Annotated in this window: 15 protein-coding genes; 7 read left to right on the top strand and 8 right to left on the bottom strand. The window is 73.0% G+C overall.

The window, feature by feature from the left end:
• Positions 1-13 precede the first annotated feature (13 nt).
• Entirely contained in the window at positions 14-2836 is a 2823-nt protein-coding gene (locus tag Dvina_RS33050; RefSeq protein ID WP_223093209.1) for a hybrid sensor histidine kinase/response regulator, read from the top strand.
• Positions 2837-2870: 34 nt separating this feature from the next.
• On the opposite strand, the gene Dvina_RS33045 is transcribed toward Dvina_RS33050, so the two are convergent.
• A complete protein-coding gene (locus Dvina_RS33045; RefSeq protein WP_223093208.1) occupies positions 2871-3551 on the bottom strand; it encodes a DUF6518 family protein in 681 nt (226 codons plus the stop codon).
• Between the two features lie 110 nt (positions 3552-3661).
• Positions 3662-4309: an NAD(P)-dependent oxidoreductase gene (locus tag Dvina_RS33040; RefSeq protein ID WP_223093207.1), complete on the bottom strand. Its 648-nt coding sequence runs from the start codon at positions 4307-4309 to the stop codon at positions 3662-3664.
• A 192-nt stretch (positions 4310-4501) separates the two neighbouring features.
• Here Dvina_RS33040 and Dvina_RS33035 point away from each other — a divergent pair, with 192 nt between their 5' ends.
• Both Dvina_RS33035 and Dvina_RS33030 read left to right on the top strand, forming a co-directional pair.
• Entirely contained in the window at positions 4502-4885 is a 384-nt protein-coding gene (locus tag Dvina_RS33035) for a winged helix-turn-helix transcriptional regulator (protein ID WP_223093206.1), read from the top strand.
• 42 nt (positions 4886-4927) lie between these two features.
• Positions 4928-5677 (top strand): hypothetical protein, encoded by a 750-nt coding sequence (locus Dvina_RS33030; RefSeq protein WP_223093205.1) that lies wholly within the window; start codon positions 4928-4930, stop codon positions 5675-5677.
• Here Dvina_RS33030 and Dvina_RS33025 read toward each other — a convergent pair.
• Complete coding sequence (locus tag Dvina_RS33025; RefSeq protein WP_246655474.1) at positions 5672-6565, bottom strand: EamA family transporter; 894 nt, start codon at positions 6563-6565, stop codon at positions 5672-5674. The two genes, Dvina_RS33030 and Dvina_RS33025, sit on opposite strands and share 6 nt — an antisense overlap.
• Positions 6566-6634: 69 nt before the next feature.
• On the opposite strand from Dvina_RS33025, the gene Dvina_RS33020 reads away from it, so the two are divergent.
• The 3 genes from Dvina_RS33020 to Dvina_RS33010 all read left to right on the top strand — a co-directional run bounded on the left by Dvina_RS33020 (position 6635) and on the right by Dvina_RS33010 (position 8908).
• Complete coding sequence (locus Dvina_RS33020; RefSeq protein ID WP_223093204.1) at positions 6635-7549, top strand: LysR family transcriptional regulator; 915 nt, start codon at positions 6635-6637, stop codon at positions 7547-7549.
• A 10-nt stretch (positions 7550-7559) separates the two neighbouring features.
• Positions 7560-8144 carry an FhaA domain-containing protein gene (locus Dvina_RS33015; protein WP_223093203.1) on the top strand — a complete coding sequence of 195 codons (585 nt, stop codon included), beginning with the start codon at positions 7560-7562 and terminating at the stop codon, positions 8142-8144.
• Positions 8145-8206: 62 nt separating this feature from the next.
• Positions 8207-8908, top strand: coding sequence for a phosphotransferase (locus Dvina_RS33010; RefSeq protein ID WP_223093202.1), 702 nt, complete (start codon positions 8207-8209; stop codon positions 8906-8908).
• 81 nt (positions 8909-8989) lie between these two features.
• On the opposite strand, the gene Dvina_RS33005 is transcribed toward Dvina_RS33010, so the two are convergent.
• The 5 genes from Dvina_RS33005 to Dvina_RS32985 are packed head-to-tail and all read right to left on the bottom strand — an operon-like array spanning position 8990 to position 13090.
• Entirely contained in the window at positions 8990-9946 is a 957-nt protein-coding gene (locus tag Dvina_RS33005) for a quinone oxidoreductase family protein (RefSeq protein ID WP_223093201.1), read from the bottom strand.
• 3 nt (positions 9947-9949) lie between these two features.
• Positions 9950-10312, bottom strand: a complete 363-nt coding sequence (locus Dvina_RS33000; RefSeq protein ID WP_223093200.1) for a hypothetical protein — start codon at positions 10310-10312, stop codon at positions 9950-9952.
• Positions 10305-11171 carry a DODA-type extradiol aromatic ring-opening family dioxygenase gene (locus tag Dvina_RS32995; protein ID WP_223093199.1) on the bottom strand — a complete coding sequence of 289 codons (867 nt, stop codon included), beginning with the start codon at positions 11169-11171 and terminating at the stop codon, positions 10305-10307. Before Dvina_RS32995 ends, Dvina_RS33000 begins: the two co-directional genes overlap by 8 nt.
• Positions 11172-11201: 30 nt before the next feature.
• A complete protein-coding gene (locus Dvina_RS32990; protein WP_223093198.1) occupies positions 11202-11984 on the bottom strand; it encodes a citryl-CoA lyase in 783 nt (260 codons plus the stop codon).
• Positions 11969-13090 (bottom strand): CaiB/BaiF CoA transferase family protein, encoded by a 1122-nt coding sequence (locus Dvina_RS32985; RefSeq protein ID WP_223093197.1) that lies wholly within the window; start codon positions 13088-13090, stop codon positions 11969-11971. Before Dvina_RS32985 ends, Dvina_RS32990 begins: the two co-directional genes overlap by 16 nt.
• Before the next feature lie 184 nt (positions 13091-13274).
• Here Dvina_RS32985 and Dvina_RS32980 point away from each other — a divergent pair, with 184 nt between their 5' ends.
• Entirely contained in the window at positions 13275-14693 is a 1419-nt protein-coding gene (locus Dvina_RS32980; RefSeq protein ID WP_223093196.1) for an amidohydrolase family protein, read from the top strand.
• Positions 14694-14725: the final 32 nt, after the last annotated feature.

The following is a 14725-nucleotide window of genomic DNA, read 5'->3' as shown; positions in this document are numbered from 1 at the left end:
CGGCGGATGGACGGTGGCGCGCCTGCTCGCCGCCGGATATGTGCTGGCCATCGGCGGGCTGCTGCTCGTGGGCGGGTCGGCGTACATCCGCATCGGCGAGCTCCTGGACGCCCGCGCCGGTGTCGAGGCCGGCCACGCGATGCTCGACGACCTCGACGCGCTGCAGGACGGGCTGCAGGACGCCGAGCGGGGGCAGCGCGGCTTCGTGATCACCGGGAACGAGCGGTATCTGGCGCCCTACACGTCGGCTGTCGCCGCGATCCCGCTGACGATGCAGCGGCTGCAGTCGCGCACCGCGGGTGATCCGCTGCAGCGGGCGGCGGTCGGCGCGCTCGTGGAGCCGGTGCAGGACAAGCTGGCCGAGCTGGCCCAGACGATCTGGCTGCGGCGCGCGCAGGGCTTTGCGGCGGCGCAGACGGTGGTCGACACCGACCGTGGTGCCCGGGACATGGCGGCGATCGAGCGGGGCGTCGGCGAGATCCGGGCTCGGCAGCTGCGCCAGGTCGACGCCGACCAGCGGGCCTCGGCCGCGGCGGCCGCTTCGACGCGGCGGTCGATTCTCGGCATCACGCTCGGGACCGCGCTGCTCACGGCGCTCGGGGCCTGGTGGGCGACGCGGGCCGTGTCGCGGCCGATCGCCGCGGTCACCGCGGCCGCGCGGCGGGTGGCCACCGGCTCGGCCGCCCCGCCCGGCGACGGCGTACCGGTTTTGGCCGGTGTATCGCGGGCGGGCGGTGTATCGGTTTTGGACGGTGTACCGCCGGCGGGCGGTGTCTCGGGCCGGGACGGGGTAGCGGGCGGTTCGAGGGGTTCGCTGTGGCGGGAGCCGGCCGAGCTCGCCGAGATGGCCGACGCCGTCGACGAGGCCACCCGCGTCGTGCTGCACGCCCGCGACGAGGCGATGGCCGCCACCCAGGCCAAGTCCGCGTTCCTGGCCACCATGAGCCACGAGATCCGCACCCCGATGAACGCCGTCATCGGCCTGACCGGCCTGCTCCTGGACACCGACCTGAGCGCCGAGCAGCGGGACCTGGCCGCCACCGTGCGCGACAGCGGCGAGGCACTGCTGGCCATCATCAACGACATCCTCGACTTCTCCAAGATCGAGGCGGGCCAGCTGGAGCTCGAGGACGCCGTGTTCGACCTGCGCGAGTGCGTCGACAGCGCGCTCGCGCTGGTGGCGATGCCCGCCGCGGACAAGGGCCTCGAGCTCGTCGCCGACGTGGCCGACGGCCCGCCGCTGTGCGGTGACGTGACGCGGCTGCGCCAGATCCTGGTGAACCTGCTGTCGAACGCGGTCAAGTTCACGTCCAGCGGCGAGGTCATCGTGACCGGCTCGTATGTGCTCGAGGAGCCGCAGGCGCGGGTCACCGTCGCCGTGACCGATACCGGCATCGGCATCCCGCCCGACCGGATCGACCGGCTGTTCCGATCGTTCAGTCAGGTTGATGCGTCGACGACCAGGACGTACGGCGGAACGGGCTTGGGGCTTGCCATCAGCCGGCGCCTGGCCCGCGCGATGGGCGGCGATCTGACCGTGTCGAGCCGGGCCGGTGTGGGCTCCACGTTCACGCTCACCGCGGTGCTGAAGATCTCGCCGACACCGCCGTCGCGCGCCGTGGCCTCCGGGGACCTGACCGGCCGCCGCGCGCTGATCGTCGACGACAACGCCGCGAACCGCCGCGTGCTGCGCGCCCAGCTGGCCGGCTGGGGCATGGAGTGCGTCGCCGCGCCGACGCCGGGGGAGGCCCTCGCGCTTGCCGAGTCCGACCGGTTCGACGTGGCGCTGCTCGACATGCACATGCCCGACATGGACGGCGCCGACCTCGCCGCCCGCCTGCGCCCCCTCGCCGACATCCCGATGATCCTGCTCAGCAGCGTGAACGCGCACGCCGACCGGGACCGTCTGGGCCGGTTCGCGGCCGTGCTGAGCAAGCCGGCCCGGGCCGCCGCGCTGCAGTCCACGCTGGCCCGCGTGCTCAACGGCGGGCCGGAGTCCTCCGCTGCTCAGGATGTTTCGGTGGTACCGCCGGTGCGTCCGCTGCGGATCCTGGTAGCCGAGGACAACCAGGTGAATCAGACCGTCGCCACGATGATGCTGGCCAAACTGGGGCACCGGGCCGATGTGGCGGCCAACGGCGCGGAAGCCTTGGAGGCGGTCCGGCGCGTGCAGTACGACGTGGTGCTCATGGACGTCCAGATGCCGGTCCTCGACGGTCTGGACGCCACCCGCCGGATCCGGGCCGAGCTCGCGCCGGACCGCCAGCCGTACATCATCGCGTTGACGGCGAGCGCGCTTATCGAGGACCGGGCCGCGTGCGAGGCGGCGGGCATGGACGACTACCTGACCAAGCCGATGCGCCCGACCGACCTGTCCGCCGTACTGCACTCGTTCATCTCGGCACACTCCACTGTGGAGACCGAGCCGTCGCCGCCTGAGCCTTCCGCGCCTTCGCCGTCTGCGGACGGCCTGGAGGACGACATCCGGGCCCGGGTCCGGGAGCTCACCGACGACGACCCGTCGCCGCAGGAGCTGGCCCTGGTCGGCCGGGTGCTCGGCTCGTTCTGCACGAAGGCCCCCGACACGCTGGGCCGGCTCACGGACGCGGTCGGCGCGGGCGACTCGGCCGCCGCCGTCAGCGCGGCCCACACGCTGACCGGCGCGGCCGGCAACGTCGGTGCGGCCGTCCTGGCCCGGCTGAGCAGCGACTTCGAGACGCAGGCGCGGACCGGCCTGCCACCGGACGCGACTGACGCGCTCGATCGGCTCCGCGGCGAGCTGGACCGCGTCGTGGCCGCGGTGGGCGCGGTTCGGGAGCAGCTGGAACGGACCTGACCTTCGGGCACCGGCCCGGCGGCGGGTGCGTGGCTCAGAAGCCGGTGACCGGCACGGATTCGACGGCGCTCCAGGCGAGAGCGCCCGCGGTGCAGGCAGCCAGGGCGGCGGCGCCGTAGACCGCCCAGTCCCGGGCCGCCCGGCGCCGGGCGAACGCCCACGTGGCCACGGCGATGCCCGCGGCCGCCTGCAGCATGCCCTCGGTCAGCCCGGCCCGCCCGTAGTTCCCGGCGGCCAGCAGTGAGGTCACTATCGCAATGCCGGCCCCGGACAGCAGCCCGCACGCGACCCCGGCCGCGACGGCCGCCCGCCGCGCCCGGTCGGTCCGCACCGCGTGAGCCAGCGGCCCGAGCAGCGCACCACCGACGACGGAGAGGACCATCCAGTAGGCGAACGCCTTGAACAACGGGCCGAACTGCCCGCCCGGCCGAAACCCGCCGGGCAGGTTGAGCCAGTAGTAGCAGCCGGTGGCGGTGCACAGCACGATGATCGCCGCGGCCGCCGCCCCGCGCCGGGTCCGCGCCGGGAACGCGGCCACGAACGCCGCACACCCCCACGCGAACCCGGTGCTGGCCACGAACTGCAGCACCGTCCGCAGCGTGCCGTCGACCAGGTCCGCACAGAACGAAGCGATCCCGAGGGCGACACCCGCGGCCAGCGGCCACCCGATGCCGATCCGTGGCCGCCCCGCCGCCCCGCCATGCGACTCCGCCATGCCCCAATGATCCAACCGTCAAGTACTGCGCGCCGCCCCTTCCCGGAAACCCTCCCGGCCCGGCGGCGATCCTCGTCGACCGCCGCGGCCGCCGACGCCGTGGCCGGCGCTCAGTACCCCAGGTTGACGTGGGCGCGGTGGGCGTCGCCCCGCTCGATGAGGTCGACGAAGCCCTGCGCGTAGTCGGGGCCGGAGATCGCGCCGCCGTCCTCGGGCTGCACGGCGATGTCGCCGCCGCGGCGGTAGCGGCCCAGGCGCTCGCCGGGGACGTGGGAGCCGAACCTGTAGGCCGGGCTCACGAACACCCAGTCGAGCGTGTCCGGTGTGGCCGGGAGGTCGTCCATGACCAGCGCGGCGGCCGCGCGGATCTCGTCGTGGAACGCGGCCGGGGCGTCGCTCAGGTCCGCCACGAAGCGCGGCGCACCGGGCGCCGGGCGCAGCGACGAGAAGCCGCCGACGATGTACAGCGGCGCGTGCGCGGCGTCGGCGAGCCGGGCGATGGTCAGGTAGACGGCCCGGTAGTTCCCGGCCAGTGCGCCGCGCGGGGCGAGCGCGCCGACCACGACATCGGCGCCCGTGACGACCGCGCTCAGGGCCGCCTCGTCCGCCGCGTCGCCCTGGACGTATAACGCGCCCGGGACCGGCTCGGCCGGGAGCGAGCGGCTGAACGCGGTGACCTCGTGGCCGCGGGCCGCGGCCTCCGCGACGATTGCCGATCCGGCGTATCCGGTGCCGCCGATGACGGTGATGCGGGACATGATGTGCCTCTCTGCTACGGGACTGCTTCGGGCTCGGCCGCTGATACGGCTTGGTCACCCATCCGGACCGGCCCATGACGCGGCTCGGTTGTCGAACCGGTTCGGTTGTCGACCCGGCAGGACGCCGTTACGGTTCGACGTCCGCCTCGGTTACCGTAGGAGACCAGGTCTCCGGCGGGAAGAAGGCACTTTGTGGTAACCACGCAGGTGGAGTCGCTCTTCGGTGGTGACCCCTATCACGCCGACTGCCCGACCCGGCGCATCCTCGACCGCATCGGCGACCGGTGGACCGTGCTCGTCGTCGGTATCCTGGGCAATGGCGACGCCCGCTTCTCCGAGCTGCGGCGGCGCATCGAGGGCATCTCGCAGAAGATGCTGACCCAGACGCTGCGCGGGCTGGAACGCGACGGGCTCGTGCGCCGCACGGTCCATCCCGAGGTGCCCGTCCGCGTGGAGTACGCGCTCACCGACGCCGGCCGCACCCTGCTCGGGCCGCTCCGGGCGCTGCAACAGTGGTCGATCGAGCACCTCGGTGACGTGTCGGCGGCACAGGCCGCCTACGACCGGGCGGACTGAACAAACCGCATCACGGTGGCTCCGATTGGGCACACTTGCCATATGCCTCTGCCGCTGCCCCGCCTGTCCAACGTCGTCGACCTGGCCATGTCCGCCGCCGGCACGGCCGTCGGCACGGTCGCCGCCGTCGCTGCCCTGCCCGGGCGGGTCGTGCGGCTCGTCGACGGGGCCGAGCTGCTGCTGGCCCGGGCCACCGTGGCCGTCGATGCGGTGGACGAGACGATCGCCGAGGTCAGGGCGGCCGGCGCCGCGGCGGCCGCCGTGGTCGCGGAGGCCGAGCGGACGTCTGGTGCCGCCGCGGCGCTTGTCGCGGAGGCCGCCCGCACCTCGAGCGGGGCGGCGGCGCTTGTCGCGGAGGCGCAGCGCACGTCGGGCGCGGCCGCGGCGCTTGTCGCGGAGGCGCAGCGCACCTCAGGCGCGGCCGCGGAACTTGTCACGGAGGCCGCTCGCACGTCGAGTGAGGCGGCGGCGGTGGTCGTGCGGGCGGCGCAGACGGCCGGGACCGCCGACGGGCTGATCTCCGCCTACGAGCCTTCGCTGCAGCGGTTCGTCGACAACCTGTCGGCCGACGAGGTCACCGCCGCGATCCGGATGGTGGACGAGCTGCCGCGCCTGGCCCACCACCTCAACACCGACGTCATGCCGATCCTGGCCACCCTCGACCGGGTCGGACCCGACATCCACGAGCTGCTCAACGTGACCCGCGACCTGCGCCAGGCCATCATCGGCATCCCGGGTTTCGGCATGCTCCGCCGCCGCGGCGCGGCCAGCGAGACCGACGGCGAGTCATGACGGTTCGGGCCGCGCCAGCAGCGGCTCGGGCAGCCGGGCGGCCCGCGTCCCGGCCACGGCGACGGCGACCGCGTTGGTGCAGACCACGATGACGATGCCGGCCCAGACGTGCGCGGCCGGGACCTGGCCCAGGATCACCGCGCCGGCCAGCGCGGCCAGCATCGGGTGGACGCTCTGGACCAGGCCGAAGAAGCGGGCCGGGACCCGGCGCAGGGCCACGACGTCGGCCGCGTACGGCACGACCGAGCACAGCACGCCCGCTCCGATCCCGTAGGCCAGCGCGGTCACCGTGAACCGGCCCTGGGCCAGCATGACGACGGCGACCGGAAGGTACAGGACCGCCGCGACAGCCGTGCCGACCGCGGGCCCCTGCAGGCCGGGCAGGCGAGCGCCGATGAGGCGGCTGAGCAGGATGTACGCCGCCCAGCAGGCCCCGGCCAGCAGACCCAGGCCCAGGCCGACGACGTCGGTGCTGGGGCCGGGCAGCACCAGGACGTACACGCCGATCCCGGCGACGACCGCGCACACCAGGTCGATGGGTGTCCGGGAGCCGCACAGCGCGACCGTGAGCGGTCCCAGGAACTCGAGCGTGACCGCGAGCCCCAGGCCCACCCGGTCGACCGCGGTGTACAGGCTGATGTTCATCACGGTGAACACCAGCCCCAGCAGCAGCGCGGGCCACCACTGCGACCACGTCATCCGGCGCAGGTTCGGCCGGGCCACCGGCAGCAGCACGGCCGCGGCCACCAGCTGACGGATCGCGACCACACCCGCCGGCCCGATCGCCGGGAACGCCCGGGCGGCCAGCGCGGCGCCCGCCTGGTTCACCGACGCGCTCGCGACCATCGTCGCGACGGCGCCCTCGGTGCCGAGATTCAGCCTGCTCACAGCCCCGATTCTGGTCCGGTCCGGCGGCCCCCGGAAATGCGCGGACCGCGGGATTCATACGCTGTACGCATGGATCTGGAACTGCGGCAACTGCGCGCGTTCGTGGCCGTGGTCGAGGCGGGAACGTTCACGGACGCGGCGGCCGGGCTCGGTATGTCGCAGGCGGCCGTGTCCCGGGCGGTGGCCGGGCTGGAGACCGTGCTCGGCGCCCGGCTGCTGCACCGCACGACGCGGCACGTGCGGCTCACCGCGACCGGCACGCAGGTGCTGGCCCGGGCGCGGGCCGTGCTGAACGAGGTGGCCCATCTGCGGCGCTCGGTCGAGCGGTCCCGCACCGAGCTGCGGGTCGGCTACGCGTGGGCGGCGATGGGGCGGCACACGCGGCGCATCCAGCGAGCCTGGGCGCAGCGGCATCCGGGGGTACCGCTGGTGTTCGTGCAACAGAACTCGCTCGCGGCCGGGCTGACCGACGGTACCGCCGACGCCGCCGTGGTGCGCCGGGCACTCGACGATCCGCGGTTCGCCACCGCCGAGGTCGGCCTCGAGCACCGCCTCGCCGCCGTGTCCACCGAGCACACCCTGGCCCGGCGGCGGACCGTGCGGCTGGCCGACCTGACCCGATACACGGTGGCGATGGACGAGCGCACGGGCACGACGAGCCTGGGACTGTGGCCACCGGGAGCGGTCCCGGCTACCGTGCGGGCGACGCGCGGCACCGACGAGTGGCTCACGCTCATCGCGGCGAACCAGGCGGTGGGCGTCACCTCGGAGGCGACCGCACACCAGAACCCGCGCCCGGGTGTCGCCTACCGCCGGATGAGCGACGCCCCGCCGATCGAGGTGCGGCTGGCCTGGTGGCGCGACGACCCGCCCGCGCACCTGGACGACCTGGTGGCGCTGACGCGGGCCGCGTACCAGGGTGTTTCCGCAGTTCCCGACGGCCCGGCGACCACAGGCATCGAGGAGGGCCGACGGCTCGGGTAGGCTGCGCGGCATGAGTCTGCCGCAGCGGACCGCGATCCTGGAGGCGATGCACCGCGAGGCGGAGGTCGGCGAGCAGACGCTGGCACCGAACAACTATCTGGTGCTCGTTGCTCCCGGCGACCTCGACGGTCTCGTCCCGTTCGCCGGGCCGCTGGCCCGGGCCCAGGCCGAGTTCCTGGCCGAGCAGCGCTGGGGCGTCGTCGACGAGGTCGTGGTCAACCTCCAGCCGGACGACACGCTCCCGCCGGGCCAGTTCCGGGTCCTCGCCGACGTGCGCAAGGCCCGCACCCGCCGCGAGGACGAGGCCGGCGTCGGTGTCGGTCTGCTCATCGACGACGGGCGCCGCTACACCATGCAGTCGGGCGAGACCATCATCGGCCGCGGCCGGCAGGCGGACCTGCGCGTGCGCGACGAGGGCGTTTCGCGGCGGCACGCGTCGCTGCGGTACGACGGCCGGAATCTGGCTTTGATGGACCTCGGCTCGACAAACGGCACCCTGCTCAACGACAGGCCGGTCACCGAGCCGACGATCGTGCGTCCCGGCGACGTCATCACCCTGGGCGGCGTGACCCTGACCGTCGAGGCCGCCCGCTGAGCACACTGCACCGGACCGACAAGGCGCTCGTCGCCCGCCTCACGCTGGCCGGCCGCCCGGTCGTGGCGAAGCTGCTCACCACCGACGAGCCGCTCTGGGTCGCCTGCCGGCAGCGCGAGCTGCGGGTGTACCGCACCTTCGCCCGCTTCCCGCCACCGTGCCCGGTCCCGGACCTGCTGTACGCGAACGAGCACCTGACCGTGCTCTCACTCCTGCCCGGCGAGCGCCTCGGCCCGGACCGGCACCTGACGTCGGACGTGCCCGCATCCACGGCGGCCGCCGTCCTGCGCACGCTGGCCTGCCTGCGGGACTGGTCGCCGCCGGAGGACCTCGACGAGCCCATTCCCGACTACGCCGCCCGGATCGACGCCGCCGGCCTGGGCACCGCGGTGCACGAGCGGCTGGCCGCCGCCGGCCCGGGCCGCGTCGTCGCGCACGGCGATCCGATCCCGCCCAACCTCCTGGTGGACGGCGAGATGTGCCACGCGGTCGACTTCGAGTTCTGCGGGCGCTACCTGCCGGGCCACGACCTCGCCGTGCTCTACACGGTCAGCGCGACGGCCGCCCCGACACTGGCCGCCGCCATCCTGGCCGAGGCCACCCGCGGGCCCATCGCCGACGGCTTCGCGGTGAGCCTGACCCTGCAGCTGCACCGCGAGCGCCGCATGCACGAGGCCCTCCCACCGTCACCACTGCGGACCCGGCGCCTGGCCGCCATCGCGGCGACCTCACGCCTCGCCGCCCCGCTGTGGGGCGGCGCGTGACCTCGTGTGCCCGCGCCACGATCGACGGCAGCAGCGTGCGCCACCACCACCACCGGATGGCGCCGTTCGGGTCGCCGGCGTTCAGTGGGGGAGCAGGACCAGGCGAGACGGGGCGGAGCCGGTGGACTGGGCGGTCCAGGCGGACGCGGCCTCGGACAGCGGTACGGCCTCGTAGGAGACGGTCAGGCGGCCGGCGGCGGCGTGGGTGGCGATGGTGCGCATGGTTTCGGCGCGTTCGGGCTTGGTCAGCGAGTTGTTCGTGTAGCCCAGGATCCGCAGGGAGCCGCTGCGCAGGGTTGCCGAGTCGAACGGGGCGGTGGGGGAGGCCGAGCCGCCCAGGTTGACCAGGCGGCCGCCCGGGCGCAGGACCTGCAGCGCGGCGGCGGCCGGAATGCCGAAGAGCGGGTCCAGGACCAGGTCCAGGGGGCCGTCCAGCGCCGCGCGCAGGCGGCCGGCCAGGGCGGCGGGGGTGTCGGAGTCGAGCAGCGCGACCACCGCGTCCGCGCCCAGTGTGGTGGCTCGGGTCTGGGCGGTGGTGGAGCGGCAGGCGGCCACGACGCGGCGGGCGCCGAGCAGGCGGGCGATCTGGATCGCTGCCTGGCCGACGATCCCGCCGCCGCCGAGGACGAGCACCTGCTCGCCGTGGTGCAGGTCGCCGCACGAGGTGAGGGACTGCCACGCGGCTACCGCGGACAGGCCCAGTGCGGCGACCAGGGCCGGGTCGGCGTCGGAAGGAAGTGCGACGACGTCGTCCGGTGGGACTGTCGCGTACTGCGCCATGCTGCCGTTGCCGGGGCGCATCCCGGCGTCGGTGGCGAACCACACGGGGGTGCCGTCTTCCAGGTGTCCGACGCCCTGGACGCCCGGGATGTACGGGACCGCGGGGGCGCCGAAGTAGGACGTGCCGGTGGCGCACAGCACGTCCAGCGGTGTGATCGGTGCGGCGGTCACGGTGACGGCCCGGCCCGCGCCGGGGACGAAGTCGTGGTCGGCGACGACCGGTGGCTGTCCACACTGGAGGATGACGGCGGCCCGCATGGGTCAGGTCGCGATGTCGGGGTACGGGAGGTTGAAGTGCTGCAGCCGCAGGGCGTACTGCTTCTGGAACTCCAGCGGCTCGGTGTTGTCGCGCTCGAACATCGCGATGAACAGCGTCAGCGTCAGGAACGGATGGGCGCCGAGCTCGAACAGCTTCACGTAGTCGTGGCCCTCCAGCGCCGTGCGCTCCTCGGGCTCGAGCGCCAGCCAGGTCGAGGCCTCGCCGGTGTGGGAGTTGAGCAGGGCGTTGGCCATGGTGGACTCCCACCACGAGACGGTGCCCACGGGGTCGGTCAGGTAGCGCTCGACCAGGTCCGGGTCGCGGTCCACGGTGAACAGGAACTTGTTCAGCAGATACTTAGACATCCGAGACCCCCGACGGGTACCAGGTGAAGTACGCCTCCATGGTGTGGAACAGGTCGTACGTGTCGACGTAGTCGGCCTTGCGGCCCGCGCCCGCCACACCCATCATGAGCATGAAGTCCATGAAGCCGTGGGTCGCGTTGCCGGGGGCGTGCAGGGAGTCCAGGGTCACCGCGGACAGGCAGCCGTCGAGGTCGCCGTTGGCGATCCACTCGACCGCGCGGGCGTCGAACTCCGGGTCGGGTCCGTGCGGGCCGAACTGGCGGGGGCCGCCGAGCTCCAGCGAGAGGTGCCCGGTGCCGATGACCGCGACCCGCAGGTTGCTGGGCCACGCGGCGACCAGCTCGCGGATCGTCTCGCCCAGCTGGACGAAGCGCTTCGGCTGGGGCAGCGGCGGGGCGAAGATGTTGGTGTAGACCGGCACGATGGGCAGGTCGGCCTCGGGGCGCAGGGTGATGATCGGGCACGTGATGCTGTGGTCGATCCGCAGCTCGTTGCTGAACGCCAGGTCGAAGCCGGCGTCGAGGCCCTCGCGCAGCATGTACGCCGAGAGGTCCTCCTGGCCCTTGAGCCGCATGCGGGGCAGGCCGAACTCGCGCTCCTCGTTGTACCAGTTGGCGTCGTAGAACGGCGCCTTGCCGATGAGGAACTGCGGCATGTTGTCCAGCCACAGCTGGTGGAAGTGGTCGGAGCCGACCATGACGAGCACGTCGGGGCGGGCTCTGGTCAGGGTCTCCCGAAACCGCTGGATCTTGGCCACCCACTCGTCGGCGAACGGCGGGCGGTCCGCGCCGACGGCCGTGCTGGCCTTGTAGTAGAACGGGTGGTGCGTCGAGGCGATCACCGCGACGATCTCGGCCACGGCGGCTCCCTTCACGAGCGTGCCGGCAAACTAGGACGTGTACTTGGCGTTGCGGTCCACTGTCTTGTAGATCTCCAGGCCCAGGTTGGTGCGGCGCTCCTCGGCCAGGTGCCCGAGCAGGCCGGCCGCGCGGGCCAGCAGGGCGAAGCCGCGCAGCATCTCCACCGGCAGGCCCAGGTCGGCCAGGGCGGCGCCGCAGACCCCGGCGCCGTTCAGCGGCAGGGTGCGCCCGAGCACCGCGGGATGGGCCCGGCCGATCGCCTCGAACAGCTGCAGGTGCGGGCCGCGGAGGCCCTCCTCGGCGGCGATGGCGATGAGCACCGGGGTCCGCGGGTCACGGACCTTGTGCACGGGGTGGCCGAGCCCGGGGACGAACTTGCCGGCGGCGCGCTGGGCGCGGACCGCGTCCTCGGCGACGACGTCCCAGTCCGCGTCCGTCGCGGGCACCCGATCGAGCTGGGCCAGTACCCCCGACAGGAAGCGACCGCAGTCCTCGGTGACGCCGAGGAAGCGGGAGCCGCCGCCCAGCAGGCCCGCGGCCAGAGCGCCCTGGAGGGCCTCGGGGGCACTGGCGTAGGTGAGGCGGGCGGCGATCGCGGTCGGGGTGAAGCCGTGGTCGGCCAGGGCGACGAGGACCGCCTCGAAGACCCGGGTCTCGCCGGGGCTGGGCCGGCGGCCGGCGACGAGCCAGAACGCGAGCTCACCGAAGCCGACCTTGCCCATGAGGTCCTCGGCCAGGTCGTGGCCGAGCAGGCGGATCTGGTCGGCGTCGGACGTGCCGATGCCGGTGGGGAAGCTCAGCTCTTCAGCCATTGCCGGATCTCCTCGCCGTGCTCGTCCAGACCCGGAGGCGGCAGCTGGTACCGCGCCGGCGTCGACGAGAACGTGATGGGGTTGCGCACACCGGGCACGCCGCCGGTCACCACGACCGGATCGAGCCCGAGTGCCTCGGCGTAGGCCACGCCGCCGTCGATGGTGTTGATGGGCGCGCACGGCACACCAGCGTCGGTGAGCAGGCGGAACCACTCGTCCTTGCCCTTGGTGGCGAGCGCCTCGACGAGCAGCGGGCGCAGCGCCTCCCGGTTGGCCGTGCGGTCCTGGTTGTGCGCGAACCGTGCGTCGTCCAGCAGGTGTTCGGTTCCCAGTACACCGCACAGTTTGCGGAACTGCTGGTCGTTGCCGGCGATCACGATGAGTTCGCCGTCGGCGGTGGGCAGCGGCTCGTACGGGAACAGGCTCGGGTGGGCGTTGCCCATCCGGAACGGCACGGTGCCGCCGGCGACGTAGCCGCTGCTGTGGTTCACCAGCCCCGACAGGGCGGAGGACAACAGGTTCACCTCGACGTGCTGGCCGTGACCGCTCCCGGCGCGGCTGTGCAGCGCGGCGAGGATGCCCAGTCCTGCGTGCATCCCGGCCATCACGTCGAACACGGAGATGCCCGCACGGTACGGCGGGCCGTCCGGGTCGCCGGTGAGGCTCATGAGGCCCGAGATCGCCTGGACCATGAGGTCGTATCCGGGCAGTGACGCGCCCGCGGCGGTACCGAATCCGGAAATTGACGCGTAGACCAGCCCGGGGTTCACGCCCGACAGGGCCTCGTAGTCCAGCCCGAAGCGTTTGAGGCCGCCCGGCTTGAAGTTCTCGATGAGCACGTCGGCCCGCCGGGCGAGCTCGCGGGCGGCGGCGAGGTCGTCCTCCTGGCGGAAGTCCAGCGCAATCGACCGCTTGTTGCGGTTGATGCCGAGATAGTAGGTGGAGATGCCATCGCGAGTGGGTGGCATCCACGTGCGGGTGTCGTCCCCGCCCGGCCCCTCCACCTTGATGACGTCGGCTCCGAGGTCGGCCAGCAGCATCGTCGCGTACGGCCCCGCGAGGATTCGCGAGAAGTCCGCGACCAGCAGCCCGTCAAGTGGTCCCACGGCGCCTCCTGACCGCTCTGCGGACAACCGTCCGCAACTCGTTGACACGGTACACGACTGGGAACAGAATGCCAGCACCCTGCAAATGCACCAGTCCCGGATCCGCACGCGCTCCGCGCCGGGCGAATCCGGCCCTGGGCCGCATTCACCGCCAGGCGGACGGATGTCCGCAGATGGGAGCCCAATGATGGGCGCTGTCATCTTCCGCAACGCACTGGTCCTGACCATGGACGACACCCACACCGTGCTGCCCGGGACCGATGTCCTGATCGTCGACGAGCGCATCGCCGAGATCGGCGTCGGCCTCACCGCCCCCGAGGGCGCCCAGGAGATCGACGCCACCGGCGGCATCCTCATGCCCGGCATGGTCGACACGCACCGCCACATGTGGCAGACGGCCATGCGCGGCTACGGCGCCGACTGGACCCTGACCCAGTACTTCGTCTGGTACTACCTGGAGTCGGGCAGGCACTTCCGGCCCGAGGACATCCACGCCGGCAACGTGCTCGCCGCCTGGGAGGCGCTCGACGCCGGCGTCACCACCACCGTCGACTGGTCGCACGGCCTGCAGACGACCCAGCACGCCGACGCCGCCGCCGACGCGCTGGGAGCGGTCCCGGGCCGGTTCGTGCTCGCGTACGGCAACATCCAGCAGGGCCCCTGGGAATGGTCGGCCGCGCCCGAGTTCCGCGACTTCGTCAGCCGCCGCATCACCGGCAACGACCTGCTCGGGTTCCAGATGGCGTTCGACGTCACCGGCGATCCGACGTTCCCGGAGAAGGCCGCGTTCGAGGTGGCCCGCGACCTCGGCGTGCCCGTGACGACGCACGCCGGCGTGTGGGGCGCGACGAACGACGACGGCATCCGGCTGATGCACGAGCACGGTTTCATGACACCCCAGACCGTGTACGTGCACGCCGCCACGCTCGCACCCGACTCGTACCACCGCATCGCCGCGACCGGCGGCAGCGTCTCCGTGTCGACCGAGAGCGAGCAGAGCGCCGGGCAGGGGTACCCGCCCACCTGGGCCCTGCGCGAGCACGGCATCCCGGTGTCGCTGTCGATGGACACCAGCGTCTGGTGGAGCGGCGACCTGTTCTCGGCGATGCGCACGACGCTTGGCGCGGACCGCTCCCGCATGCACATGCAGGCCCACGAGCGCAACGAGACGGTGACCCACGTCCACCTGCGCGCCGAGCAGGTCGTCGACTGGGCCACCCGCGGCGGCAGCCGGGCCCTCGGCCTCGACGACCGGATCGGCAGCGTCCAGACGGGCAAGAAGGCGGATGTGGTACTGCTGAAGAACGACGCGAGCCCGGTGATGTTCCCGATCCTCAACCCGTACGGCCACGTCGCCTTCCAGGCCCAGCGCGGCGACGTGCACACGGTCGTGGTGAACGGGCGGATCGTGAAGCAGGACGGCCGGCTGGTCGGCTTCGACGCGGCCAAGGTCCGCGGCGACGTGGAGCGCACTGTCGAACACCTCATCGCCGTCATGGGCCCGGAGGCGTGGGAGAAGGGCATGAACCCCGACGTTCCGGAAACGAAGGTGACCGACAACCCGTACACGTACACCGACTGGGACGCCGGATCCGCGCAGTGACAGCATGGGTCTGACAGGTACTTGAAAGGACA

Source organism: Dactylosporangium vinaceum, from assembly GCF_019904175.1.
Taxonomy (GTDB): Bacteria; Actinomycetota; Actinomycetes; order Mycobacteriales; family Micromonosporaceae; genus Dactylosporangium; species Dactylosporangium vinaceum.
This window is presented reverse-complemented; position numbering and strand designations above follow the sequence as displayed.